Source organism: Nocardia salmonicida (assembly GCF_036142455.1).
In the GTDB taxonomy this organism is placed as follows: domain Bacteria; phylum Actinomycetota; class Actinomycetes; order Mycobacteriales; family Mycobacteriaceae; genus Nocardia; species Nocardia salmonicida.
Window position 1 is genome coordinate 716,593 of the sequence record NZ_CP108014.1, and the last position, 25,721, is coordinate 742,313.

The following is a 25,721-nucleotide window of genomic DNA, read 5'->3' on the forward strand; positions in this document are numbered from 1 at the left end:
ACGTTACGCCGGGGGACCGAGGAGGCCAAAGAGGGTGTCAGGGTTCGATCGGGAAGGTGCGCTGCATCAGGGTCAGATCCATCCAGCGGCCGAATTTGTGGCCGACCTCGGGGAGTTCGCCGACGGTGTGGAAGCCGAAGCGTTCGTGCAGGACGATCGACGCGCTGTTGCCGGACTCGATAGCGGCGATCATGGCGTGGACGCGGCCGGAATCTGTTGCGCGCGCGATCAATTCGGTGAGCAGGGTGGTGGCTACGCCGCGGCGCTGGAACTGGTTGTCCACGTAGACGGAGTTCTCGACGGTGAAGCGGTAGCCGGATTTGGGGCGCCACTGGCCGTAGGAGGCGTAGCCGGCGACCTCGCCGTCGATCTCGGCGACGAGGATCGGCATGGCGGCGGCGGCGCGGGTGGCGAACCAGGCGAGGCGGTCGTCCAGGTCGACTTCGTCGGTGTCCCAGATCGCGGTCGACTCGGCGATGTTGGTGTTGTGGATGGCGAGCACGGCGGGGAGATCGGCCTTGTCGGCGTCGCGAATCAGCATCGATGGGCTCACTGTCTGCCGACGGCGGCGGACAGGGCGGCGCCGAGGGTCGGGTGCTGGTAGGTGTACCCGGCCTCCTCCAGCACCGAGGGGATGGCGCGTGGGCCGTGCAGGATCGAGTCGGCCAGCTCGCCGACCAGGGCTTGCACGGCGAAACCGGGGACGATGAACGGGGTCGGCCGATGCAGTGCGCGGCCGAGGGCGCGGTTGAATTCCGCGTTGGTGACGGGGGCGGGGCCCGTGGCGTTGATCGGGCCGGAGAGCTCGGGGTGGGTGAGCGCGAAGACGATGGCGCCGACCTCGTCGTCGAGGGAGATCCACGGGAAGTATTGGCGGCCGCTGCCGAGTCGTCCGCCCAGGCCGACGAAGTACAGCGGTTGCAGCTTGCTGAGCAGGCCGCCGTTGCGGGCGAGCACCACGGCGCTGCGGATCAGCACGGTGCGCACACCCGCTTCGGCTGCCGGTTCGGTGGCGGCTTCCCAGTCCCGGCACAGCATGGCCAGGAAATCTGTTCCGGCGGGTGATGTCTCGTCGACGACGGCGTCACCGGTCTCGCCGCCGTAGTAGTGCGCGCCGCTGGCGTTGATCAGTGTCGGCACGCCGGCGGCGGCGACCGCGGTGGCCAGCACGTCGGTGGGGGTGATGCGGCTGTCACGGAGCAACTGCTTGTAGGTGCCGTTCCAGCGGCGATCACCGATGCCGACACCGCACAGGTTCACGACCGCGTCGGCCCCGCGCAACGCCCGCTCGTCGAGCTGGGCGCGCGCGGGATCCCACGCGAATTCGTCCGGTGCGGCCGCAGTGCGGCGCACCAAGCGGGAGACCTGGTGCCCGTCGCGGCGTAGTGCCGCGACGAGCGCCGTCCCGATCAGGCCGGAGGAACCGGCGATGACCACCTTCATCGAATTCCTCGGCTACAGGCCGAGATCGGCCTCGAACGCCGAATCTTCCAAGCGGTGCTTGATGGTGGAGACGAACCGGCCCGCGTCGGCACCGTCGATGAGACGGTGATCGTAGGTGAGCGGCAGGTACACCATCGAGCGCACGCCGATGGACTCGCCACCGGCCTCGTCGGTGACCACCACCGGGCGCTTCACGATCGCGCCGGTGCCGAGCATGCCCGCTTGCGGCGGGAGCAGGATCGGGGTGTCGAAGAGCGCGCCCTCGCTACCGATATTGGTGATGGTGAAGGTGCCACCGGACAGCTCGTCGGGCTTGAGCCCACCGGTGCGCGCGCGGTTGGCGATGTCGGCGATCGCGCGGGCCAGACCGGCCAGCGACAGGTCGCTGGCGTTGTGGATGACCGGCGAGAGCAGACCCTGCTCGGTGTCGACCGCGATCCCCAGGTGCACCGACGCGTGGTAGGTGATCTCCTTGGTGTCCTGGTTGTAGGACGCGTTCACGTTCGGGTGCACACCGAGCGCCTCGACGACGGCCTTCGCGAAGAACGGCAGGTACGTCAGGTTGACGCCCTCCCGTGCCTTGAACGACGCCTTCGCGAGCTGACGCAGATGCGCGATCTTGGTGACGTCGGCCTCGTGGACCTGGGTCAGCTGCGCGGTGCTCTGCAGCGATTCGAGCGTCTTGGTCGCGGTGATCTGACGGATCCGGCTCGCCTTCTGCGTGGTGCCGACGAGGGCGGCCAGCTTCGGGGCGGCGGACTGCTTGGCCGGGGCCGCGGGTGCCGCGGGTGCCGCGGGTGCAGCGGCCGGAGCCGGTGCCTCGGCGGGCGCCTTCTTGGCCTCGGCGGCGGCGAGTACATCCTGCTTGCGGATGCGGCCGCCGACACCGGAACCGGTGATGCTCGACAGGTCGACGTTGTTCTCGTCGGCCAGCTTGCGGACCAGCGGCGTCACGTACGGGGTGCTGCCGTTGGCCGAAGCCGGGGCAGGAGCGGACGCGGGCTTGGGAGCCGGAGCCGGAGCGGGCTTGGGAGCCGGTGCAGGCTTCGGCGCGGGCGCCGCGGCGGCGGGCTCGGGAGCCGGTGCCGCCTTGGGCTCAGGAGCCGGTTCGGGCTCGGGAGCCGGTTCGGGCTCGGGGGCAGGAGCTGCGGCCGCGGGCTGACCGCTACCGATCACACCCAACTGACCACCCACATCGACGACGTCGTCTTCCTGCGCCGTGATCTCGAGCAGCGTGCCCGCGACCGGCGAAGGGATCTCGGTGTCGACCTTGTCGGTGGACACCTCGAGCAGCGGCTCGTCGACGGCGACGGTGTCACCCACGGCCTTGAGCCAGCGGGTAACGGTGCCCTCGGTGACCGACTCGCCCAGTTCGGGCATCTTCACGGGCGTTCCGGATCCGGCGGACGCGGCAGGCGCGGCAGTCGGGGCGGGAGCCTCGGCGGCGGGGGCCTGCGCGGCGGGCTCGGGTTCGGGGGCCGGCTCGGGGGCGGCGGGCGCGGAAGCAGGCGCAGGAGCGGTGGCGGGGGTTTCGCCGGCATCGCTGATCACGCCGAGTTCACCGCCGACCTCGACGATGTCGTCTTCCTGGGCGACGATCTTGGAGAGCACGCCCGCGGTCGGCGAAGGGATCTCGGTGTCGACCTTGTCGGTGGAGACTTCGAGCAGCGGTTCGTCGACCTCGACCGTGTCTCCTTCCTGCTTCAGCCACCTGGTCACCGTGCCCTCGGTGACGCTCTCACCAAGGGCTGGCATCTGGACGGAGAAGGCCATGTCCTCTGACTCCTCTGAGTGTGTACCCGGCGGACATCCGTCGCGGGTCGCGGCTTTCGTCCACCCCGCCGGTCTCGGCGGAGCACCCGGGAAACGTTGGTTCTTGTTCCGGCAACCATCCTTGCACTCGTCCGTCGCGGGTGTAGCGCAGGGCGGCGATCCGGGCGAAGCTGGCACCATGGAATGTACGGCGGTGAGCAGAATTCCGCCGGAATGTAGGAGGTCGAGCGGGATGGGTTTGCTGGATCGTTTCCGTGGTGGGCGCGGTGCGAGCAGGTCAGGCGCTCGCGAGCGCGCGTCGGAGGTGAGCGCCCTGGCGGACTGGGCGCGCACGCGGCGTGGCGTCGAAGCCTTCGTCGAACCGAAAACGACTGTGACCGATGTCACAGCCGTATTGGTGGCCGCGGACGGTGAATGGACCCGTCGCATCGTCGGCGAAAAAGGCGCGCGCCGGTTGGCCGGTGCGTTGAAGATTCCGGTCTACGACGTCAACCGCACCGGCTACCCGCAACGCATGCGCGACTTCGATGCCCGCCGCCGCATCGAGGAGCGGCGGGCTCGCGAAGCCGAGCTGGAGGAGTGACTACTCCGCGCCGATCTGCTCGATCACGGTGATGAGCGTGCGCACCGGGACACCGGTGCCGCCCTTGCCGATGTAGCCGAACGGGCCGCCGGTGTTGTAGGCCGGACCCGCGACGTCGAGGTGGGCCCACTGCACGCCCTCGGGCACGAAGTCCTTGAGGAACAGCGCGGCCGAGAGCATGCCGCCCCAGCGGTGCGGCGCGACATTGGCCAGATCGGCGACCTTGGAGTTGAGGTCGGCGCGCAGCTCGGCCGGAAGGGGCATGGCCCAGCCGTTCTCGCCGACCGAGCGCGAGATCGCGGCAACGCGGTCGCGGAATTCGTCGGTGCCCATCACGCCGGGGGTGCGGGTGCCGAGCGCGACCATCTGCGCGCCGGTGAGGGTGGCGACGTCGATCAGGTAGTCGGGCTCGTCCTCGACCGCGCGCACGATGGCGTCGGCCAGGATGAGGCGGCCTTCGGCGTCGGTGTTGATGACCTCGACGGTGGTGCCGCCGTACTGGGTGAGCACGTCGCCGGGGCGCTGCGCGGTAGCCGACGGCATGTTCTCGGCCATCGGGACGGTCGCGGTGACGGTGACCGGCAGGCCGAGGCGCCCGGCCAGCAGCACGGTCGCGACGACCGCCGCGGCGCCCGCCATGTCGGAGGTCATGTTCTCCATGTTGGCGGCGGGCTTGATCGAGATGCCGCCGGTGTCGAAGGTGATGCCCTTACCGACGAGCGCGACCTTCTTCGGGCCGCCCGCGTAGGTGATGCGCACCAGTCGCGGCGGACGCGAGGAACCCTGGCCGACGCCGATGATGCCGCCGTAACCGGCTGCGGCGAGGGCGTTCTCGTCGAGCACCTCGACCTCGAGGCCCGCCGCTTCGGCGAGCACCCGGGCCCGGTCTGCGAACTCGGCGGGGTACAGCGCGCTCGGCGGGGTGTTCACGAAATCGCGCGCGGTGGCGATGGCCTCGGCGACCAGCTGGGCGCGCAGCAGTTCGAGGGCGCCGAATTCCGGTTCGGGAACCAGCAACTCGACGCGGACCACCGGCCGCTCGTCCGGCTTGGGCGCGCTCTTGGACTTGAAGGTGGAGAAGGTGTAGGCGCCGAGGTAGAAACCTTCGGCCGCGGCACCGAGATCGATGCCGGACAGGGTGGTGGCGACGAGTTCGGTGCCACTGAGCGCGCGACCGGCGACGCCGGCGCTGCGGCGCACCTGTTCGGCGTCGACCTTGTCGGCTGCGCCGAGTCCCACGGCGAGCACGCTGGTGACGTCGGCCAGGGACGACGGCGCGGGCACCCGGGTGAGTTCCTCCGGCTTGCCCTTGGCGCCGACCGCGCCGAGTGCGTCCAGCAGTTCCGCGCGGACCTCGGCGGTGAGTACGTCGCCGAACAGGTCGGCGGGGACGATGGCGGGGCCGTTCTCCGACGACGTCAACCCGATCACCAGCACGTCGGTGTCGGGGGCGATGGTTTCGGTGCGCGCCAATTCTGGTCCGAGTGAACGATCTGCGACTGCGGTCATTGCCCCAGGTTATTCGGTCGCTATCGGTGCTCGCATCACGAGTCCGGGTGTGCGGGTGTGCGGTGCGTTCGTTCGGCCGTCACGTAAATACTGGGATTTACTGGACAATACTGGTAGCTGTGGATACGCTCCGACTCGTGACGGACTCGGCCGAAGAGCTGGAGGTGCGCATCTCCGGTTTGCGGGCCGAGGTGCGGCGGGCCGCTGCCGGTGGGGATCGGGCCGGGGCTCGGCAATTGCGCGCGGAATTGCGTCGGGCCGAATCGGCGTGGGACGCGGCGGTTCTCGGGTCGATTCCGGAAGAGCCGTCGGAGGCGCCGGGGGTGCCGGTGCGTGAACATGTGCATCGCGCGTTGACCTTGCTGTCGGTGCCGTCGTCGCCGAAATTGGTGCTCGCCACGCATGACGCGTTCTTTTCCGGCGAGCTGCTGCCCGCCCGGCTGACCAGTCTGCGGCGCGACGAGGAGCGTTCCTTCCGGTCGGCGCCGTACGCGCGCCCGTACTACCTGTGCGCGGCGCTCACCACCGATCTGCTCGCCCCCGCCCGTGGGTTGATGGCGGTGAGTTCGTGGCCACTGGAACGGCGGATGGTCGGTCCGTTGAGTCCGCGGGTGGGGCTGCTGGTGTCGGCTATTCGCTTGGCTGAACACCTTTCGGCGCAGCCTGCGGGGGAATCGTCCGGATTGCGCGTACTGTGGCGGCTCGCCGTATCGATTCCTGGCATCTCCAGTGCTCCGGATTCGCTCGACCCGGCGAAGGTGATCGAGGCCGCACGGCGTGAGCTCGCGGTGCACGAGGACGAGGACGCACGGCAACGGTCCGCGGCCGCGCGACGGGCGGCGGATCAGCTGGCGGATCCGGCCGCACAACTATTCGGTGTTCGGCTCGGCGTAGCCGATCGGCGACGAATCGAGGTGGAATGAACACTCTCGCAGCACAGTTGGACCAGTTGCGCGGTGAAGCCCCCGCGACCAGGCACAATGCCCGCACCATCGCCGCGCTGACGGCCAACCCCGGATGTGCCCGCCGCGCTCTGCTCGACGCGGCCGCGCTGGACAAAACCGTGATCGCCCAATCGCTGGGATTCCCACCACAATTCGGTCAGTCCCAGTTCGCCATCACGCGCGGCAATGCTTTCGAGGCGATGGTCAAGGCGAACGGTTGCGCGGAACTGCTCGCGTTGTTGCGCGACAAACTGGGTTTCACGATTCCCGAAGTCGCCTACCACGACCTGAATTCGGTGGGGGAGAACACCGGTAACGCGGTGCGCTATCAACGCACGAGGCAATTGTTGAAGAGCACGATCGCGACGGGCGACGGCACCCTGTTCGATCACCCCATGCTGCGGCTCGATATCGCCGGCGCCACCGCCTATCTCGAACCCGATGTGGTGGCCGTGCAGTTGGACGGCAAGTTCCATGTGGTGGAGGTCAAGGCCTTCCCGGTCATCGACGGGCAGGCCGATCCGGCGCAGGTGGCGGCCGCCGCGCGTCAGTCCGCGGTGTATGTGATCGCCTTGCGCGAGTTGATGGCCGAGATCGCCGAGTCACCGGAGATCGTGTCGCACAATGTGATTCTGGTGTGCGCGAAAGACTTCTCGAATCGTCCTACCGCCGAACTCGTCGATCTGCGTAAGCAGCTCGCGGTGGTCTCGCGTCAATTGACCAGGCTCACCGCGATTCCCGATCTGCTCGACCTGTTGCCGCCGGAGGCCACGTTCGCGCCGGGGGAGAACCTCGAGAAGACGATCGCCGCCATTCCGGCTCGCTACGCGCCCGAGTGCATGTCGAGTTGCGAGCTCGCGTTCGCCTGCCGCGACGAGGCGCGCACCTGCGGTTCGGTGGACGCGCTCGGTCGTGGGGTGTGCGACGTGGTCGGTGGCATCGACAACATCCACACCGTCCTCGGCTTGGCCGACGGCACCCTGGAACCCGGCCCCGAGCACGCCGACATCACCGCCATGCTGCGGACCGCCCATCGGCTGCGGTGGGAGATCGCCGGATGAGCGTACTGGCGGCCCTGGCCAAGGCCGAGGCCGTGCGGGCCGGCCGCGCGCAGGCGACCGCCGCGGTGCGCCACATCCACCTCGCCGAGCGACCACTGGTCGCGGTGCCGTTGCGGCTGGCGGGGGAGGCGGCGGCGCCGGTGGCGATCATGATCGGCACCTCGCCCGGGGACCAGAACGTGTTGACGGTGCCACAGCCCCGCGACCGAGTGCTGCGATTGCGGTTCATCGAACAGTTGGCCGATGTGGTGCTGCCCTATCTGTCGACCTATCTCGTCGAGACCGAGGAACTCACCAGCAAGGCCGGCGAGACCTACACCCGGTGTCTGGACGCGCCACAGATGTGGACGCCCAACCCCGGCGGCGTGAATTTCCTCAAGCTGCTGGGACGTTCGGTGCGGTTTCACCGGGTCGACGGGGACAACCCGGTGCCGGAGTCCATTCCGCTGCTCGGACGGTGGCTCACCTGGTTCGGTGATCGGGCCGAGCATCCCGGTTCGGCGGTGTTGCCCGCGATGACGGCGGCGCTGACGTCGCACTGGGCGTCGGGTCAGTCCACCCTCGAAGACGGTAATCTCGCGGCGCTGCTCGGGTGGATCGATCCGCCTGCCGGGCTCAGCGGTGCGGAAGCCGCTGCCCTGGCCGAAGATCCGCTGCTGTCGCCGCCCGCGGGCCCGGCCACCGATCCCGGATTCGACAACGAAGAACTCGCGCCGTTGATCGCCGCCTACAACGCCGCACTCGACGACTCGGCCAGAGCCGTCGCGGCCGAACGGCTCGAGCGCTCCCTGCGCGGACAGCTCGAACCCACCTGGCGGCTGATGTGGCGCTCGATCGAGCTGCTGAGCGCGCTGCCGGAAGGCGCAAGCGTCGAGAATCGGTGGACCGACGATCGCGGTGCGTTCTCCCGCTTCGCCGCCGATGTCGCGGAAGGTGTTCCGCAGGCCCGCCGCGATTCCGCCGTTCCCGCGGTGCGCAGGCTGCTGGAGCGTGAACGGGCCTCGGAAGCGCTGCAGGCCCAGTGCGCTTTCGACGACCCGCTGCGCATGCTCGAACATCGGGTGAGCGGCGCTGCCTTCCGCGGCACCGTCGTGCACAGTGAACCGGAGCGTCTCGATCGTTCGGGATCGCGTCCGAAATTGCGCCCGCACATTCATATTCGCACCACCGATCCGTTCATCGCGGTGGTCGGCGAGGAGCTGACGTGCGTCGAACGGCCGAAGCAGACCGGACTGGTCGTCGACATCGACGGTGACAGCATGGTTCTCGAACTGTCCGGTGGGATGGGGCGCAAACTCGTCGCCGAATCGGGAAGCGTGCCGGAGGAGGGCGAGGACCTCGGTTTCGCCCGCTTCAAACCCACGCCGTTCAACGGGATGCTGAATCTGCCCGCGCGCGAAGAGACTCCGTGGACCCACGGTGGTCCGCCACCGGAATGGACGCCGCCCACCGACGACGAAGGGGAGGACATCCAGTGACCACGCCGGACGAGGCCGTCGCGGGAATTCTCACCGACCTGCGTGACGAGAGCCATCGCGCGATCGTGGTCGATTCCCCGCCGGGCGCGGGCAAATCCACGCTGGTGGTGCGCGCGGCCCGCCAGCTCGCCGAGGACGGCGATCAGCGGATGATCGTCGCCCAGACCAACGAACAGGTCGACGACCTCATCGACCGCTTGGCCGTCGCGGATCCCGCGCTGCGGATCGGACGGCTCTCCAGCGCCGCCTACGTGGTGAGCGACCGGGTCGACCGGCACGGCAATGTCCGGGTCGCCAAGCAGCCGGGCGATCTCGAGGACCGCACCATCGTCATCGGCACCGCGGCCAAGTGGGCCACCATCACCGAGGGCAGTTGGTCGCACGCGATCATCGACGAGGCGTACCAGATGCGCTCGGACATGCTGTTGCGCATCGCGAATCGCTTCGATCGTGGGCTGTTCGTGGGCGACCCGGGACAGCTCGATCCGTTCGCGACCGTCGAGACCGCGCGCTGGGCCGGGCTCACCTGGGATCCGACGATGAGTGCCGTGAGCGTGATGCTGGCCAACAACGACAACATCCCCACCCACCGGCTGCCGGTGTCATGGCGACTACCCGCTACCGCGGCGCCGGTGGTGTCGAAGGCGTTCTACCCCTTCACCGAATTCCAGTCGGGCACCGGATTCGGCGACCGGCGCATGGATTTCACGACCCGCGGCATGGGCGGCCCGATCGACGCGGTGCTGGAGGAAGCCGCCGAATCCGGCTGGGGCTGGTACGAATTGCCCGCCCGGCACACCCTGCGCACCGACCGTGAAGCTGTTGCCGCGATCGCCGCGATCGCGGCCCGGCTGATCGAACGCGGCGCGAACGCCCACTCCGAATCCGGCAGCCACCCTGTGACCACCGAACGGGTCGCGATCGGCACCGCGCACCGCGACCAGGCCGACGCCATTCGCACCGCCCTGCGCGGCACCTGCGCCGAACCTGTCACCGTCGACACCGCCAACCGCCTCCAGGGCCGTGAATACGACGTCACCCTTGTGCTGCACCCACTCTCGGGCCGGCGCGACGCCAGTGCCTTCCATCTGGAGGCGGGCAGGCTCTGCGTGCTGGCCTCCCGGCACCGCCACGCCTGCATCCTCGTGGGCCGCGCGGGAATCCCCGAACTCCTCGACGCCCACCCCTCCGCCGACCCGGTCCATCTCGGGGTCCCGGTGAAGTTTCCTGACGGCTGGGAGGCGAATCAGGCGGTGTTGAGCCACCTGTCGAGCCACCGCGTCCGTGCGGCGGCGGTTCACTAGCGAGTGGCGGGGCGGATGTCGTTCCCCAATGAGGGATGGGGAATTGTGTCGGAAGCTACAGGTTTGCCTGATAAACCGTATGTTTCGACATCCGGCTACATCCCGCGCACGGTCGGGTAGTCGGTTAGTCTCACGGCGAGACACGCGTGGCGGGTGGCCCACCGACGGCACCAGCTCGTAGCGGCGCGCCGGGGGCGTTCCGGGGAGTGGAAAGATTTCAGATTTGAATATCAGACGTACCGGTGTTCGCGGCCGGGTCAGTGTGCGTATCCGATTGCTGTCGATGGTGCTCATCTCCAGCGTGATGCTGTTGGTGGTCGGTGGTGGCGGCGCCGTCTATCTGGTGAATTCGGCCAGGGATTCCACCGAATGGGCCGAATTGGCGAGCAGTACCACCGCTCCCGCGATCCTCATGGTGTCGGCATTCCAGGAAGAGCGCAGACTTTCGCTGTTGCGGCTGGCCGGTGACGCGTCGTCGGCTCCCGCGTTGGTCACGGCCAAGCAGCGCTCCGATGAGGCGCTCGCCGCGGTGATGGCGAAAGGCGACGCCGCTCGCGCGCTGAACCCCGACGGTTCCCGCGAGGATATCGAGGGCTACAACAAACTCTTCGCCATGGTGCCGGTCGTGCGCAACGGCGTCGAAGCCACGCGGATTCCCCCCGAGGAAGTGTTCGCGTTGTACACCGGGGTGATCAGTACGATCATCGCCGCCTCGATGCTGGCCGCCCGGGTCGCTCCGGAGGCGAAGGTCGGTATCGAACTGGGCTACGCCGTCGACCAGCTGCGTGCGGCCGAGGCACTGTCGCAGGCCGACACTCTCGGTTCTGTCGCGTTGACCACGGGGAAGATGAGCAGTGCCGAGGTGGTCGATTTCGGCCGTCGGGTCGGCGAATTCCGTGGTGAGGCCGCCTATTCCGCGGCGGTGCTGAAAGGCCGCCGCCTGGCGCAACTGTCGGAGATCACCGCGAGTCCGCAATGGCAGCGGGTGATCGCGATGCAGGACGCGCTGCTCTTGCGCGGACCGGTATCCGCGAAGGACCCTGAGACGGAACTTCCCGTCAGTCTGGCGGAATGGCAGGACGCGTCGAAGTTCGTCGGACTGGCGCTGCAGAAACTGTGGGAAGACCAGAGTGGCGACGCCCACGTGATCGCGAGGCAGCAGGGTGAACGCGACTCCGACAGCGCGCTGCTCGGCGGTGCGCTGATCGCGTTGGCCGCGGTGGCCGCATTCCTCATCGCGTTGGTGATGGCGAACCGATTCATCGCACGGATGCACCGCCTGCGCCACGACACCCTCGAGCTCGCCGATGAGCGGCTGCCCGAGGTGATGCGCAAGGTCGAGGCCGGTGAGACAGTCGACACCTCGACCGAGGGCTCGCAGCTGGACTTCGGCACCGACGAGCTCGGCCAGGTCGCCGCGGCGTTCAACCGCGCCCACGTCGCCGCGATGTCGGCCGCTGTCGCCGAGGCACAGACCAAGGCGGGGATCAGCACGGTCTTCCTCGATATCGCGCACCGCAGCCAGGTGGTGGTGCACCGACAGCTCTCCCTGCTCGACCGTGCCGAGCGCGACGAGAACAACGCCGATCAGCTCGATCTGCTGTTCCAGCTCGATCATCTCGCCACCCGCGCCCGGCGCAACGCCGAGAACCTCATCATCCTCGGTGGCGAACAGCCGGGTCGTCGGTGGCGCAACCCGGTCCCGCTGATCGATCTGGTGCGTGGCGCGATCGCGGAAAGCTTGGACTACACCAGGATCGCGGCCAAGCAGATGCCGCAGGTGAAGATCTCCGGGCATGCCGTCGCCGACGTGATCCACCTGCTCGCCGAGCTGATGGATAACGCGACGGCCTTCTCCCCACCCGAGAGCCAAGTCTCGGTGTCGGGGATCGTGGTCGGTCGCGGTGTCGCGGTGGAGATCACCGATCAGGGTCTCGGCATGCCGGAAGCCGATCTGGCGCAACGCAACGCGATGCTGGCCGATCCGCCCGCCTTCAGTGTCGGCACGCTGGCCGGCACTTCACGGCTGGGCTTGTTCGTCGTCGCCACGCTGGCGGGCAGACACGGCATCTCGGTGCGGATGTCGGAATCGGTGTACGGCGGCGTGCGAGTGGTGGTGCTGATCCCGACGGCGCTGGCCGAAGCGAGCGATCCCGAGTCGGCGATCTCGGGTCAGTTCCCCGCCGTCTCGCCGAGACCATGAGCGACGAGCGCGAACACTGGTACGAGGACGAGGCGAGCCCGCTGGTTCGCCTCTACGCCGTCACCGGCGGGCGCGCGAAGGCGCAGCGCCTGGACCTCGAGCTCACCACCCTGCTCGTCGATGCCCGCTCGGGCGTGCGCTCACGCTTGCTCGCGCCCGAATACGACGCGATCGTCGAGTTGTGCCGCACCGCGCTGTCGGTCGCGGAGGTCTCCGCTCACCTGCATCTGCCGCTGACCACGACGAAGATCCTCATCGGCGACCTGATCGACGAGGGCCGACTCCGCGCCCGGGCACCCCGAAACCAGCCGAACACCGCCCCGGACCTGGACGTCCTACGGGCGGTGCTCGCCGGGATCAAACGGTCCTAGGCTTTCGCCACCGACACCGGCTGCGTCGACAGTGTCGCGAGTTCGGTATCGAGATCGGTGGGCTCGGCCGCTCGGCGCGGAATGGTCAGAGCGATACCCGCTGCCCCGAGCGCTACCGCGGCGCCGATCAGCAGGCCGACATGGAAACCGGCCTCCGAAGGCACCGCATGCCCGGCGAAGTCGGTCGTCATATTGGCCAGCACCACACCGACGACGGCGGCCGAGACCGACGTACCGAGCGAGCGCATCAGCGTATTGATGCTGTTGGCGGAGGCGGTTTCCGACAGCGGGACCGCGCCCATGATCAGGGCGGGCATGGCGCCGTAGGCCAGGCCGACACCGATATTGGTGATGCAGACCATCGTCATCAGGCCCCAGGTCGACCCCATCAGCACGGCCGACGAGCCATAGCCGAGGGCGATGATCAGCGCCCCGACCGCGAGGGTGACCTTGGGTCCGCGCGCGGCCGACAGTTTCGCGCCCGCCGGTGACAGCGCCATCATCATCAAGCCGCCCGGCGCCATCCACAGACCCATACCCAGCATGGTTTGTCCCATGCCGTGGCCGGTGGCCGAGGGCAACTGCATCAACTGCGGCACGATCAGCGCCTGGCCGTACATGGCGAAGCCGACCAGCACGGATGCGGCATTGGTCAGCAGCACCTGCGGTCGCGCCGTGGTGCGCAGATCGACGAGCGGGTCGGAAGTCCGCGATTCCCACCAACCCCACGCGGCCAGCGTCACCACCGAGGCGGCGAACAGCCCGAGCGTCGTGGCGCTGGTCCAGCCCCACCCGGCGCCCTTCGACACCGGAAGGAGCAGGAATACCAGTCCCGCGCCGAGTCCCACCGCGCCGACGAAGTCGAACCGTCCGCCCGCGTCGCCGCGCTTCGACTCGGCCGGAACCAGGGTCACGATGAGCACCACGATCAGGGCGCTCAGCGCCGCCGCGGCCCAGAACAGGACCCGCCAGCTCGCGTACTGCGCGACCGCGGCCGACACCGGCAGACCCAACGCGCCACCGACGCCGAGCGAGGCGCTCATGAGCGCGATCGAGGAACCGAGCCGCTCGGCGGGCAGCACATCGCGCATCAGGCTGATGCCCAACGGGATCAAGCCGACCCCCATGCCCTGGATTCCGCGTCCGATCAACATGGGGACCAGCGAGGAGGACATGGCGGCGACCGCGGCGCCCACGATCAGGAATCCGCCGGAGACCAGCAGCATGCGGTGTTTTCCGTACAGGTCGCCGAGCTTGCCCGCGACCGGGGTGAACACCGCTCCGACGAGCAACGTCACGGTGATCACCCAGGACGCGTTCGCCGCGCTGGTGTGGAGCAGTCCCGGAAGTTGCCCGATGATCGGCACCACCGCCGTCTGCGTAATCGCGGCGACGGTGCCGCCGAAGGCGAGTACGCCCACGACCACTCCGGGCCGGGCCGTCTTCTCCGAAATCCCCACGTACCGCTCCTGTCGACCAGCAAGTTATGTACAGAGCACAAGGCATGCATACTGCATTAGATGTGTATAGTACACATCAATGGGCACGGACTCGATCGAGGAATCGTGATGTCGGTCGCAGTTCCGCTAGTGGTCCACGGGCAGGGTCGCGAGCGGGCGCGGCCAGTACTCGCCCGACCGGCGTTCGATGTCGGTGTTGAATCGTCGCAGGTAGCCGACGAACGCGGCGATATCGTCGGCGGGCCAGTCGGCGAGGATCGAATCCAGAGCGTCGACGATCAGGGCCCGTTCGGCGTTCAACCGGCGCTCGCCCTTGGAGGTGACCCGAAATTTCCGCGCCATCCCGCCCTCGGGATCCGGAATCCGCTCGAGCACGCCGACCCGCATCATGGCGGCGGTCTGCCGGTTGAGCGTCGAGGCGTCCAAACCCAGTGCGTCACTGAGCTGCCCGATGGACATCAGTCCACCCATCCGCAGTCGGCTCAGCAAGATATAGGCGCTGCGGTCCATGGCATCGGGCCCGCGGCGCGATCGCAGACTGTGACGGCCGAGAAGCATGGTCTCGAACTCGACCAATTGGGTCGCCTTGTCCATCTCAGCCCTTTCACGATTTCGCACCTGCCCGGCACGGGCGGATCCACCCCTTATGTACCGACCACATTACGTGTCCACTACACATCGGAGCACCGCATCACCCGGTTTTCAGCGTGTGATGCGATGTGATCGGCACGGTCGCGCCGCCGACGCACGTGGGCGTCGGCGGCGCGGGTCTCAGCTCAGTCGGACCGCGAGCCGTTTCGCGTTCATGTAGCCGACCGCCTCGATGCTGACCATCGGGTTCACGCCGGGTGCGGTGGGGAAGCTCGACCCGTCGGCCACCACGATGTTCGGCACATCCCAGGTGGCGCCGTCCGGATCGGTCGCCGAGAGCTCCGGCGTGCCGCCCATCCTGGCCGAGCCCATGATGTGCAGGGCGCCCATCGAACACTGGCCGGGTCCGTAGCCCGCTTTCTCGGCGGCGGCGCCGAACTCCGCCAGCGAGCCGCGCGTACCCGGCTCGAACGAAACGCCCGCCTGATGTCCCGAGTAGATCTGTCGCGCGCCCGCGGCTTCGAGCACCGAGGCCGCGCCGACGATGCCGGTGTGCAGATGCTTGGCGTCGTAGTCGGACAGTTTGTACTTCACCACCGGTTCACCGCTGCTGTCGATCGAAACGGTGCCGGGATCCCGGTCGCGGGTGATGACGCCGACCGAGCTCGTTCGCGCGAAATCGAGCAGCCGGGTGCGATATTCGTCCGCACCGCGCCAGCTCATGAACCCGGTCGCCAGGCCGGGGTGGTTGGGGCCGGTCTCGTAGATGACGCCGTACCCGTTGCCGTCGAGGTTCGCGTGGTGCCTGCTGATACGGGCCTGCAGCGCGCCCTCCCACGGCCGGATCTCCTCTTCGAACAATCCGAACACCGCGGCGGCCGGATGCAGGCGCAGGTGCTGTCCGATGTTCTTGTTGCGCAAGCCGGATCGTCGCAGCAGCGCCGGCGTCTGGATGGCGCCCGCGGCGACCACAACCGCCTTGGCACGCACGGTGATCTCGACCCCGGAGGCGGTGACCGCCGACACCGATTCGGCCCGACCCGCTTTCACGGTGATCGCGCGGACGTCGGCGTCGACCACCAGGCGCGCGCCGTGCTCGGCCGCATCGGCGAGCCAGGTCTTGGTCGCCGACTGCTTGGCGCCGACGCGGCAGCCGTAACCGCACCGTCCACACTCGATCCCGGCGTCACAGGCATCGCTGACGTTGCGCGGCAGGGTATCCACATCCCAGCCGAGCGCACGCGCGCCGCGCTCGAGAATGCCGTCGCGCGCCGAGAGCGGCGATTTGGCGTCGGTGACGCTGATCCGCTTCTGCACGGCGGCCAGCGCGTCGCCGAACTCGTCGGAGGCGAACTGCGGAACGCCGGACTCGGCCCATTCGGCGCGCACCGAGTCGGGTGTCGGCAGCGAGGTGCTCCAGTTGACCACGGTGCCGCCGCCCAGACAGCTACCCGCGACGAGGGTGATCTGGCCTTCCGCCGACGCGGCGGGGCCGGGTGAATACAGGCTGGTCAGCGCGTCGAGTTCGCCGTTGCCGAAATCCTGGTCGTCGTAGTAGTTTCCGCGTTCGAGCACGATCACGTTCAGGCCCGCTCCGGCCAGGACGGCCGCGGCGGCGCCACCACCGGCACCGGAGCCGACCACTACGACATCGCAGTCGAGCGCGGTGGATTCGGTGAACCGCAGGGGGGACAGCGGCGGCTTCGGGGCGGTCGCGAGGTGGCCCACCGGTGCCGGGTAACCGATCTCCTTCCACAGCGGGTTGGCCCCGGTGGGGCCGGGGCTCACGTTGTAGGCGAGCAGAGATGCCTGTTTGAGGGCCTGGAAAATCGCTCGGGCCGGGGCAAGGCCGGAATCGGCCAGGCGCAGTAGGGCGGCCTCGCGTCGTTCCTGCGAGAGCGTGGAGAACCGGCGCAGGCCGCTGCCCGTGATCAGGCCGAAGGCACGAGAATCCCAGAGCCCCAACAGGGTTGCCAGCTGCTTCTGCTCGGCTTCGCGGGGGTTGCGCCCCAGGATGCGGAAGATTGTGTCGACCGCGCCGATCTCGGTCGCGGCGGGCAATCCGGGCCCGCCGGCAGGGAGAAACGTATCGCAGATCATGCCCAGCGCGGCCCGCTGTTCGGCTGTTGGTTCCATGCGGAAACCACCCCTTTTCATTCTGGGGTGAGTTGTATCACGGGACACGAGACCGCGCTGGGGTCATCGGGTTTCGGGCTGGGCAGCGAGTGCCCGGCCCACCCGCCTCGATCAGTCGGCGGAGCCCGCGGTGAACTGGATCGTTTTGAGCGAGGGCGTCGACAGGTCGACATCGGCCCTGGTGATCGACTTCGCCGACGAGTTGTTGCGGTATGCGGTGAGCTGGTATCGGCCGGGTAGCAGTCCGCGGAAACTCACCTGGCCGGTGGCGCCGGTGGACATGTGCCGGTGGATGTTGTCGCCGCACGCGTCGATGCCGGTGAGGACGATCCTTCCGCCCGCGATCGGCGTACGGGTCGTCGCGGTGATCAACACCGCGTCGATCTGGCCCGCCGCCGCCGGGGTCGCCGCGCGGACTCCCTGGTTGTTCTGACGTGCCTGTCGTAACTCCTCGCAGGGCGCCGCGTTCTGCGCGATCGTGTCGTCGGTACCGGGATGCGCCCCCGCGCTGCCCACCGCCGTCCCCATCAGAGCTGCTGCCGCCAATCCGATCGCCAAACACTGGGAAATGACAAACCGTGGCATTGCGCCGTATTCCTCCTGCTTCGCCTGACATGAAAGTGCACGTGGACATTGCTGAGGTAACGCTCGGACGGAACAATACTGACGGGAATTCCGACGCTGAAACCGGTGTTCCATAGAGGCGGTTGTGGCCGATTTGTGCGACCGTTGAGCCTATGAAGGAGGATGTGTGAGCGACACTCGTAAGGCGATTCTGGCCGGTGGATGCTTCTGGGGCATGCAGGATCTGATCCGTCGTCAGCCCGGCGTGCTGGCCACCAGGGTCGGCTACACCGGCGGAACCAACGACAATCCGACCTACCGCAATCATCCGGGCCACGCCGAGGCCGTCGAGATCGACTATGACCCGGCGCAGACCGACTACCGCGCGCTGCTCGAGTTCCTGTTCCAGATCCACGATCCGACCACCAAGGATCGGCAGGGCAACGATCTCGGTGACAGTTACCGTTCCGCGATCTTCTATCTCGACGACGATCAGCGCCGTATCGCGCTCGACACCATCGCGGATGTGGACGCCTCCGGCCTGTGGCCGGGCAAGGTCGTCACCGAGGTGACCCCGGCGAGTGCGTTCTGGGATGCCGAGCCCGAGCACCAGGACTACCTGATTCGCTACCCCGATGGCTACACCTGCCATTTTCCGCGCCCCGGCTGGAAACTCCCGAAGCGCGAGAACACCGACAAGTAGCGTTTTCCATATGTCATGATCGGCTGTGTCGGCGTGACCGTGACGTCGGATCGGAGTACTCATATGAGCGGCATCGGCCGTCTCGAACGATGAGGGGAAGCGATTCGGATGACATATGGACAGCAGCAACCCGGTTATCCCCCGGCGGGACCGACGCTCAGTGTCGGTGACGCCATCGGGTACGGGTGGACGAAATTCAAAGACAACGCGCTCGTCTGGATCGGGATGGTGGTCGTCTCCTTCCTGATCCAGGCGGTGATCAGCTTCCTGTTCGGCCTCGGCAACAACACCGACACCGACTATGACGGCGGTGTCAGTTTCGGATTCGGGCTCTGGCAGATCATCGGCACCATCGTGAGCACCGTGATCGGCTATCTGATCTCGGCGGCATTCGTGCGTGGCGCGCTGCACGAAACGGATGGGAACAAGCCCGGATTCGGGGCGTTCTTCCAGTTCACCAATGTGGGTGCGGTGATCGTGGCCGGCCTGCTGGTCGGTCTGGCGACCGGCATCGGCCTGCTGCTGTGCATTCTTCCCGGCCTGGTGATCGCGTTCTTCACCTGGTGGACAATGCAATTCGTGATCGACCGCGACCAGGACGGTGTCACCGCGATCAAGTCGAGCTTCGCGGCGATCTCGAGCAACGCGGGCCCGCTGCTGCTGCTGGCACTGGCGCTGTTCGGCATCAACGTCGTCGGAGCGCTGCTCTGCGGCATCGGCCTGCTCGTCACCATCCCGTTGACGATCATCGCCTCGACCTATGCGTACCGGGTCGTCACCGGTGGGCCGGTCGCCGGCGCGGCGAAGGCTCCTGAGCCGGGCTACCCGCAGCAATACGGCGGGCCCGCAGGCGGATTCGGTGGGCAGCCGGGGTACGGCGGTCCGGAAGGCGGACAGGGTTACGGCGGCCCCGGTTACGGCGGTCCCGAAGGTGGACAGGGTTACGGCGGCCCGGGTTATGGCGGTCCCGCTGGTGGACCGGGTTACGGCGGTCCGGGCGCGGGTGGACCGGGTTACGGCGGTCCGGGCACGGGTGGCCCCGGCTACGGCGGTCCGGGCGCTGGTGGTCCGGGTTCGGGTGGTCCCGGTTACCCCGATGGTCCTGATCTGGGCAAGCCCGGTGACCAGGGCTGGGGACCTGAGGGCAACCGCTGAGCAGTTGATCCCGAGGGGCGTGCGATGTCGTTCATCGCACGCCCCTCGGGCTGTTCACTCGCAGCCGATGCCGTCCCCGTCACGATCGAGGCCGTAGTCGTCGGGTCCGATCACCGTGACGCGGCCGGTGTAGACGGGTCCGTTGCCGCTGCCGCCTTCACAGTCGACATCACTGACGATGGGCAGGCACGGGGTGTACGAGCCGTGGCACTTCGAGGGCTGCGCGGCGGCCACGGTCGGCGTGGCGATCGCGAACGCGAAGGCCGCGATGGCGGCGGAACCGAGGGTTGCGACGTATTTCATTGTGCTCCATTCAATTGTTCAGCGGCGCACAGTGTTTCACGGGCGGGGGATTTGTCGGAAGTTTGCTTGTCGGTACGTGTCAGTAGTATCGGGGGATCTCGAACAAGGGGGAGTGATGCGGGGGAGATGGCGGGCGTGGTCGTGGTGGGCGCGGGGTGCGGTGATCGCGCTCGTGGTGGTCGTCGTGGTGTCGCTGCCGGTGGCGGGGGTGGTCACGGCCTTGCTGGTGCACAACATCGGCGATCAGTCCGACCAGGCGCGGACCCGGGGTAAGGACGCGGTCTGGCTCGGCCATGCCTGGGTGGACGGGCGCAAGACCGACGCCGATATCGACGGGCTCGCGAAGTTGCTGGCAGGTACCGGAGTTCGGGATCTGTATGTCCACACGGGTCCGTTGGAGCACGACGGGAGTCTGCGCGACGATCTGGCTCCGCGTGCGCGATGGTTCGTCGACGCGGTGCACGCGCGACTACCGGGAATTCGGGTGCAGTCGTGGCTGGGCGATATCGTGCGGCCCGAATTCGACGGGCTGGATGTGGAATCGGCGGCCTCGCGTGCGCGTGTGGTGGCGTCGGCACGGCGGGTACTCGACTACGGGTTCGACGGCGTGCACTACGACCTCGAACCCGTTCGATCGGGATCGCCGGGATTTCTCGCGCTGCTCGACGCGACGCGGTCGGTGACTTCCGCGGCGCGGGTGCCGCTGTCGGTGTCGGCGCCGGTGATCGATCCACTTCCGGGTCTGCATTCGCTGGGCTCGGCTGTGGCCGATCACGGAAAGTGGTGGAGCCAGCCCTATTTAGCCGAGGTGGCGCGGCGATCCGATCAGGTGGCGGTGATGTCCTACGACACGGCGATGCCGACGCGAGCGCTGTACAGCGGGTATGTGGCGCAGCAGACCGAGCTGGCCGCCGAGGTGACACCCGATGGCGTCGACCTGCTGATGGGAGCTCCCGCCTTCTGGGCCGACGACCGAGGACATCGCGGAGCCGCCGAGACCGTCGCCGCGGCGGTGCGGGGGATCCGCCTCGGCCTGACTCGGGCCGAGGTGAACCGGGCGAACTTCGGTGTGGCGATGTATGTGGATTTCGCCGCCACACCCGAGGATTGGGCCGACTATCGAAGAGATTGGTGTCGGATGGCCGACTGAATCTCGGTCGACCACGGGTGGTCCGGGTAGAGCAGGGTCAGCCAGGAATTCAAGCGGGCGAGCCGGTGCTCCGGAAGTAGCGGGATGATGCGCTGGAAGTCGCTGTAGTCCTTGGGGCGGTTGGCTTTCGCCTTGAACAGCAGTACGACCTCGGGAATCAGATACGGAATGCCGTTGGTGGTGGTGCGGATGAGTTCGGTGTACGGGAGGGTGATGGCGGGGTCGCGGCGGCAGATCCAGGTATCGCCGTCGTGCGGCTCGCGGAACACATCGAGGTGGAAGGCGCCGGTGAAGGGATCACGCAGCCAGGTTTGGTGGAGGTCGAGGCGGGTCTCGGCCAGGGGATAGGGCCACAGCTCGCCGTCACCGACGATGTCCCACTCGTACTCGGGAAATTCGGCCGCGATATGGGGGAAATCTGCTCGGGGGACAGTGATTTCGATGTCGTCGTGGGCGCGGGAGATGCCGCCGGCGAACAGGTCGAGGGCCCAGCCGCCCGCGACGGCCCACGGCACGGGACAGGTCGCCAGGCGAGCGGCGACCACACTCGGGGTCCACGGGTCCCAGCGACGACCGGCTTCGGTTGCGGTGATCGGACGTCCACCGTCCGGCGAGCTCATCCATCCATCCTCGGCACCGGCGGCCCGGGGCGCAAGGCTGTTGTGGGCGATGGTGATCGAGACGAGACGGGTTTGTGAAGAAGTCAGCGTCGGCGGTCGGTGAGCCAGGCCAGGGGGCGGCGGTGGTGCGGTCGCGGGCGGTTTTCCCAGCGGGGGTTGTCCTCGTTGCGGCGGTAGACCGGGATCCGACCTGCGACGGAGAATCGGAAAGTGGTCGCGATGCCGACCACTTCGCCGTCGGCGGCCACGGCGACAGGAGTTCGCGAGGTGACGGTGAGTTCGTGCATCTGGCGTTCGCCGTAGACGCGGCTGTGGCCGATGGCGGCGAGCATCAGGGCGATGACGGCGCGGGTGCGCGAGAAGCGGACGTCGGCGCGGAGCCAGCGGACGTCGAGCAGTCCCTCGTCGAGGCGCGAACGGAAGGCGGGGACGGCGCCGTGCGGGTGGTAGGGGCCATTGCCGATGAACAGGAACCACATGTCGTGCCAGCGGTCGTCGAGCCGGATGTGGATCGGCTCCGCGCGGCGCAGGGTGACGACGAGAGCCGCGGCGAAGGCGGGCCACTTGCCCCAGCGGTCTTCCCACTTCTCACGCAGGCGCACCAGCTCCGGGTAGGCGCCGATGCTCGCGGTATTGATCAAGTGGTGGGTGTACGGGCCGTCGGGGGTGTCGAATCCGACTGCGGCGATATCGACTTCGACGGCTTCGCCGGTGCCGGTGGCGTCGGCCACCTCGCGCAGGTCGTAGACGCCGAGATCGCGGGCGAAGTGATTCAGGGTGCCCGCGGGGATGACAACCAGGGGCAGGTCGTTGCCGACCGCGACGGCGGCCGCCGCGGCGATCGTGCCGTCGCCGCCCGCGGCACCGACCGCGAGGACCGTGGTGCGGTCGGTGGCCGCGTCGTCGGCCGCGCCGCCGACAGCGGCGTCGAGGGCTTCTTGCAGGAGTTCGACGGCGTCACGACCGGGTTCGGTGCGCACCAGCGTCGCGGCGGGCAGTGCCTCGGCGATGTCGTCGGTGGGGTCGTAGCTGGAGTCGCCCGAGCGCGGATTCACCAGTAGCAGAAGGCCTTTGCCGTCGGCGAGGATCGGTGCGCCGTGCACGACGTGCGCGTCGGCCTCGTCGGATTCGCGGATCGGCCACCAGCGGCGGGTGGTCAGCGCGATAGCGGTGCCGACGCCCGCGCCGACCAGCACGTCGGACGGCCAGTGCGCGCCGGTGTGGATGCGGGAATAGGCGACGGCCGCGGCCACCGGTGCGATGGCGAGCGCGGCGCGCGGGCTCTCCAGGGCGACGGCAGTGGCGAAGGCGGCGGCATTGGCACTGTGGCCGGATGGGAAGGACGACGACACCGGTGCGGCGACCAGCCTGCGGCCCAGCGGCATCAGTTCGGCCGGTGGCCGCCGGCGCGGGATCAGCGTCTTGAGCACGAGGTTCACGACGAAGCTGCTGCCACCCAGTGCGATGACACCGCGCAGCGCGGCGCGGCGTGGGGGACCCGGCTTCACCGCGAGCGCCGCCGCGACCGCAAGCCATAGGCCACCGGTGTTGGCGGATCGGGTCAACCGCAGCATGCCGCGATCGACTGCGGTTTCGGGGATACGCGATACCGCGCGGCTCATCGTGTCGTCCATCCGGGCGACATGGCCGAACCGAGCTCGGGGCAACTCACTCACAGTATGAACCCTACAGCCGTTGGGCATCACACTCTTTGGACTCGAACCGCGCCACCCCTGCACCCCTCGAGGGCAGGCGCGGCGCGCTGTCGGTGGAGGACGCGGTATTACTGCGCCGGAATCGAGGGCGGGTTGCAGTCGGCGGTGGGCGGAATCCCCTGGAGCGCCTGGATGAGGCAGCCGATGTTGATCGAGGAGGAAGCCGAATTGCCGCTGCCGGTATCGGCGGCCTGCGCGACGGGTGTGGTGACGAACAAGGAAGCGGCGACCAACAGGGTGCCTGCGGTGATTGTGCGAACGGTCATGCCGTCGATCTTCGCACCGAAGCGCGGAAATCGAACCCCGCGGACCGCCCCCCAATTGCAGGGGCATGGTGCCGATTCGACCGGACGCGCGCGACCGATAAACTTCGGCCCATGACCGACACCGCGCTGCTCGAGGGCCCCATCCACGCCGTCCATGTCGAGCTCGGAGCCACCTTCGCGCCGTTCGGCGGGTGGGAGATGCCGGTGCAGTACGGCGGCACGGTCGGCGAGCACACCGCGGTCCGCACCACGGTCGGGCTGTTCGATGTGAGCCACCTGGGCAAGGCGACGGTGTCGGGACCCGGCGCCGCGGCGTTCGTGAACTCGGCATTGACCAACGACCTGGGCCGGATCCGGCCGGGAAAGGCGCAGTACACGCTGTGCTGTGCCGAAGACGGCGGCGTGATCGATGACCTGATCGCCTACTACGTCGGCGACGACGAGGTGTTCCTCGTACCGAACGCGGCGAACACGGCGGCGGTCGTCGCGGAGCTGCGGAAGGTGGCGCCCGCGGGGATCACGGTGACCGACCAGCATCGCGACTACGCGGTGTTCGCGGTGCAGGGGCCGAAGGCCACCGAGGTGCTGACCGCCCTCGGCCTGCCCACCGAGATGGAGTACATGGCCTACGCCGACGCCGAGTGGGAGGGCCGCCCGGTGCGCGTGTGCCGGACCGGTTACACCGGTGAGCACGGCTACGAGCTGCTGCCGAAGTGGGCGGACGCGGAGCCGGTGTTCCGGGCGCTGATCACCGGGGTCGAGGCGGCCGGTGGCCAGGCGGCCGGACTCGGCGCGCGCGACACCCTGCGCACCGAGATGGGCTACCCGCTGCACGGGCACGAACTCTCCCTCGACATCACCCCGAACCAGGCCCGCACCGGGTGGGCCGTCGGCTGGAAGAAGCCCGAATTCTGGGGCAAGGCCGCACTCGAGCAGGAGAAGGCCGACGGCCCACGCCGTACGCTGATGGGGCTCAGGGCCCTGGATCGCGGCGTGCTGCGCCAAGGCCAGACGGTGCTGCGCGATGGCGCGCCGGTCGGCGAGACCACCTCGGGGACGTTCTCACCGTCGCTGAAGGTCGGCATCGCGCTGGCGCTGCTCGACACCGACGCGACGCTGGAACCCGGCGACGAGGTGGAGGTCGACGTGCGCGGACGCAAGCTGCGCGCCACGGTCGTGAAGCCGCCGTTCGTCGACACCAAGACCAAGTAACTCCCCCGTAGTGGGGGCGAGACAGCACCGAATCTGCCCGGATAGGATCGCACCATGACAGTCGCCGCACAGTTCAGCCGTATTCCGCACCCCGCGCCCATTTCGGCGCAGCAGCGGACAGAGGTACTGGCGGCCCCCGGTTTCGGACGGTTCTTCACCGATCACATGGTCTCGATCGACTATGCCGACGGCCAGTGGGGCAACGCGCGCGTCGAACCGTACGGCCCGCTCTCGATGGACCCGGCGACGATGGTGTTCCACTACGGTCAGGCGATCTTCGAAGGGCTCAAGGCCTACCGCCAGCCCGACGGCGAGATCGCGACCTTCCGCATCGATGCCAACGCCGCGCGCTTCCGCCGCTCGGCCGCGCGCATGGCGATGGCGGAGCTACCCGAGGAACTGTTCATCGAATCCGTGCGCCAGCTGCTCGACGTCGACGCCGACTGGGTGCCTGCGGCCGGGGGCGAGGACTCGCTGTACCTGCGGCCGTTCATGTTCTCCACCGAAGCGGGCCTCGGCGTGAAGCCCGCTTCGGCGTACAAGTACCTGCTGCTCGCCTCGCCCGCGGGCGCCTACTTCCCGCGCGGTGTGAAGCCGGTGCGGGTGTGGCTGTCGACCGAATATGTGCGTGCGGCCCCCGGCGGCACCGGCGAGGCGAAGGTGGCGGGTAACTACGCCTCGTCGCTGCTCGCGCAGGCGCAGGCCACCGACCAGGGTTGTGACCAGGTTGTCTGGCTGGACGCCTGCGAGCGTCGCTACGTCGAGGAGATGGGCACCAACAACCTGTTCTTCGTGTTCGGCACCGGCTCCGAGGCACGCCTGGTGACTCCCGAACTGTCCGGTTCGCTGCTGCCCGGTATCACTCGCGACTCGTTGCTCACCCTGGCCGCCGATTCCGGCTACCCGGTGGAGGAGCGCAAGATCTCGGTGGAGGAATGGCGCAAGGGCGCCGAATCCGGTGAGATCAGTGAGGTCTTCGCGTGTGGGACCGCCGCGGTGATCACGCCGGTCGGCTGGGTGAAGTCCGGTGACGGTGAATTCACCATCGGCGGTGGGGAACCCGGTGAGGTGACGATGGCGCTGCGCGACACCTTGACCGGAATCCAGCGCGGCACGTTCGCCGACACCCACGGATGGATGCGGACGCTCTGACCCGGAGCGCTGGCGCTCGGGCGGG

General features: G+C 68.3%; 24 protein-coding genes. 12 read left to right on the plus strand and 12 right to left on the minus strand.

Annotated features, from left to right (window positions below; all coding sequences use genetic code 11):
- Positions 1–37 precede the first annotated feature (37 nt).
- The 3 genes from OHS03_RS03595 to sucB are packed head-to-tail and all read right to left on the minus strand — an operon-like array spanning position 38 to position 3,216.
- A complete protein-coding gene (locus OHS03_RS03595; protein ID WP_328660768.1) occupies positions 38–541 on the minus strand; it encodes a GNAT family N-acetyltransferase in 504 nt (167 codons plus the stop codon).
- A gap of 8 nt (positions 542–549) precedes the next feature.
- A complete protein-coding gene (locus tag OHS03_RS03600) occupies positions 550–1,443 on the minus strand; it encodes a TIGR01777 family oxidoreductase (protein ID WP_328660770.1) in 894 nt (297 codons plus the stop codon).
- Positions 1,444–1,455: 12 nt separating this feature from the next.
- A complete protein-coding gene (sucB, locus tag OHS03_RS03605; RefSeq protein ID WP_328660772.1) occupies positions 1,456–3,216 on the minus strand; it encodes a 2-oxoglutarate dehydrogenase, E2 component, dihydrolipoamide succinyltransferase in 1,761 nt (586 codons plus the stop codon).
- A 232-nt stretch (positions 3,217–3,448) separates the two neighbouring features.
- Here sucB and OHS03_RS03610 point away from each other — a divergent pair, with 232 nt between their 5' ends.
- Positions 3,449–3,799, plus strand: coding sequence for a hypothetical protein (locus OHS03_RS03610; RefSeq protein ID WP_056816674.1), 351 nt, complete (start codon positions 3,449–3,451; stop codon positions 3,797–3,799).
- Here OHS03_RS03610 and OHS03_RS03615 read toward each other — a convergent pair whose 3' ends face one another.
- A complete protein-coding gene (locus tag OHS03_RS03615; RefSeq protein WP_328660774.1) occupies positions 3,800–5,308 on the minus strand; it encodes a leucyl aminopeptidase in 1,509 nt (502 codons plus the stop codon).
- A gap of 137 nt (positions 5,309–5,445) precedes the next feature.
- Between OHS03_RS03615 and OHS03_RS03620 the strand changes: the two genes are divergently transcribed.
- The 6 genes from OHS03_RS03620 (at position 5,446) to OHS03_RS03645 (ending at position 12,669) form a co-directional block, all read left to right on the plus strand.
- Positions 5,446–6,231: a hypothetical protein gene (locus OHS03_RS03620; protein ID WP_056816669.1), complete on the plus strand. Its 786-nt coding sequence runs from the start codon at positions 5,446–5,448 to the stop codon at positions 6,229–6,231.
- Entirely contained in the window at positions 6,228–7,313 is a 1,086-nt protein-coding gene (locus tag OHS03_RS03625; RefSeq protein WP_328660776.1) for a hypothetical protein, read from the plus strand. The genes OHS03_RS03620 and OHS03_RS03625 overlap by 4 nt, the downstream gene beginning before the upstream one ends.
- Positions 7,310–8,791 carry a hypothetical protein gene (locus OHS03_RS03630; RefSeq protein ID WP_328660778.1) on the plus strand — a complete coding sequence of 494 codons (1,482 nt, stop codon included), beginning with the start codon at positions 7,310–7,312 and terminating at the stop codon, positions 8,789–8,791. Before OHS03_RS03625 ends, OHS03_RS03630 begins: the two co-directional genes overlap by 4 nt.
- Positions 8,788–10,095, plus strand: coding sequence for an AAA domain-containing protein (locus OHS03_RS03635; protein ID WP_328660781.1), 1,308 nt, complete (start codon positions 8,788–8,790; stop codon positions 10,093–10,095). The genes OHS03_RS03630 and OHS03_RS03635 overlap by 4 nt, the downstream gene beginning before the upstream one ends.
- A gap of 223 nt (positions 10,096–10,318) precedes the next feature.
- The gene (locus tag OHS03_RS03640; RefSeq protein ID WP_328660782.1) at positions 10,319–12,298 is read left to right on the plus strand and encodes a sensor histidine kinase; all 1,980 of its coding nucleotides are present in this window, start codon (positions 10,319–10,321) and stop codon (positions 12,296–12,298) included.
- Entirely contained in the window at positions 12,295–12,669 is a 375-nt protein-coding gene (locus OHS03_RS03645) for a DUF742 domain-containing protein (protein WP_063056814.1), read from the plus strand. Before OHS03_RS03640 ends, OHS03_RS03645 begins: the two co-directional genes overlap by 4 nt.
- On the opposite strand, the gene OHS03_RS03650 is transcribed toward OHS03_RS03645, so the two are convergent.
- From OHS03_RS03650 to OHS03_RS03665, 4 genes are all read right to left on the minus strand, one after another.
- Complete coding sequence (locus tag OHS03_RS03650; RefSeq protein WP_328660784.1) at positions 12,666–14,129, minus strand: MFS transporter; 1,464 nt, start codon at positions 14,127–14,129, stop codon at positions 12,666–12,668. The genes OHS03_RS03645 and OHS03_RS03650 overlap by 4 nt on opposite strands.
- A gap of 126 nt (positions 14,130–14,255) precedes the next feature.
- Entirely contained in the window at positions 14,256–14,723 is a 468-nt protein-coding gene (locus OHS03_RS03655) for a MarR family winged helix-turn-helix transcriptional regulator (RefSeq protein ID WP_328660787.1), read from the minus strand.
- 177 nt (positions 14,724–14,900) lie between these two features.
- On the minus strand, positions 14,901–16,856 hold the full coding sequence (locus OHS03_RS03660; protein ID WP_328660788.1) for a GMC family oxidoreductase N-terminal domain-containing protein: 1,956 nt from the start codon (positions 16,854–16,856) through the stop codon (positions 14,901–14,903).
- Positions 16,857–16,967: 111 nt separating this feature from the next.
- Positions 16,968–17,384, minus strand: coding sequence for a carboxypeptidase-like regulatory domain-containing protein (locus OHS03_RS03665; RefSeq protein ID WP_328660790.1), 417 nt, complete (start codon positions 17,382–17,384; stop codon positions 16,968–16,970).
- 223 nt (positions 17,385–17,607) lie between these two features.
- Here OHS03_RS03665 and msrA point away from each other — a divergent pair, with 223 nt between their 5' ends.
- Positions 17,608–18,123 (plus strand): peptide-methionine (S)-S-oxide reductase MsrA, encoded by a 516-nt coding sequence (msrA, locus tag OHS03_RS03670; RefSeq protein ID WP_328660791.1) that lies wholly within the window; start codon positions 17,608–17,610, stop codon positions 18,121–18,123.
- A gap of 108 nt (positions 18,124–18,231) precedes the next feature.
- The gene (locus tag OHS03_RS03675) at positions 18,232–19,278 is read left to right on the plus strand and encodes a DUF2189 domain-containing protein (protein WP_301905760.1); all 1,047 of its coding nucleotides are present in this window, start codon (positions 18,232–18,234) and stop codon (positions 19,276–19,278) included.
- Between the two features lie 54 nt (positions 19,279–19,332).
- On the opposite strand, the gene OHS03_RS03680 is transcribed toward OHS03_RS03675, so the two are convergent.
- Positions 19,333–19,581, minus strand: coding sequence for a hypothetical protein (locus OHS03_RS03680; protein ID WP_328660794.1), 249 nt, complete (start codon positions 19,579–19,581; stop codon positions 19,333–19,335).
- A 115-nt stretch (positions 19,582–19,696) separates the two neighbouring features.
- Between OHS03_RS03680 and OHS03_RS03685 the strand changes: the two genes are divergently transcribed.
- Positions 19,697–20,731 (plus strand): glycoside hydrolase family 18 protein, encoded by a 1,035-nt coding sequence (locus tag OHS03_RS03685; RefSeq protein ID WP_328660796.1) that lies wholly within the window; start codon positions 19,697–19,699, stop codon positions 20,729–20,731.
- On the opposite strand, the gene OHS03_RS03690 is transcribed toward OHS03_RS03685, so the two are convergent.
- From OHS03_RS03690 to OHS03_RS03700, 3 genes are all read right to left on the minus strand, one after another.
- On the minus strand, positions 20,698–21,351 hold the full coding sequence (locus tag OHS03_RS03690; protein WP_328660798.1) for a nucleotidyltransferase domain-containing protein: 654 nt from the start codon (positions 21,349–21,351) through the stop codon (positions 20,698–20,700). The genes OHS03_RS03685 and OHS03_RS03690 overlap by 34 nt on opposite strands.
- An 83-nt stretch (positions 21,352–21,434) precedes the next feature.
- Positions 21,435–23,027 carry a bifunctional phosphatase PAP2/diacylglycerol kinase family protein gene (locus OHS03_RS03695; RefSeq protein ID WP_235569525.1) on the minus strand — a complete coding sequence of 531 codons (1,593 nt, stop codon included), beginning with the start codon at positions 23,025–23,027 and terminating at the stop codon, positions 21,435–21,437.
- Between the two features lie 107 nt (positions 23,028–23,134).
- The gene (locus tag OHS03_RS03700; RefSeq protein ID WP_328660800.1) at positions 23,135–23,332 is read right to left on the minus strand and encodes a hypothetical protein; all 198 of its coding nucleotides are present in this window, start codon (positions 23,330–23,332) and stop codon (positions 23,135–23,137) included.
- Positions 23,333–23,443: 111 nt separating this feature from the next.
- Here OHS03_RS03700 and gcvT point away from each other — a divergent pair, with 111 nt between their 5' ends.
- Together gcvT and OHS03_RS03710 are read left to right on the plus strand one after the other, a co-directional pair.
- A complete protein-coding gene (gene gcvT / locus OHS03_RS03705) occupies positions 23,444–24,544 on the plus strand; it encodes a glycine cleavage system aminomethyltransferase GcvT (RefSeq protein WP_328660803.1) in 1,101 nt (366 codons plus the stop codon).
- 54 nt (positions 24,545–24,598) lie between these two features.
- Complete coding sequence (locus tag OHS03_RS03710; RefSeq protein ID WP_328660805.1) at positions 24,599–25,696, plus strand: branched-chain amino acid aminotransferase; 1,098 nt, start codon at positions 24,599–24,601, stop codon at positions 25,694–25,696.
- The last annotated feature ends 25 nt before the right edge of the window (positions 25,697–25,721 follow it).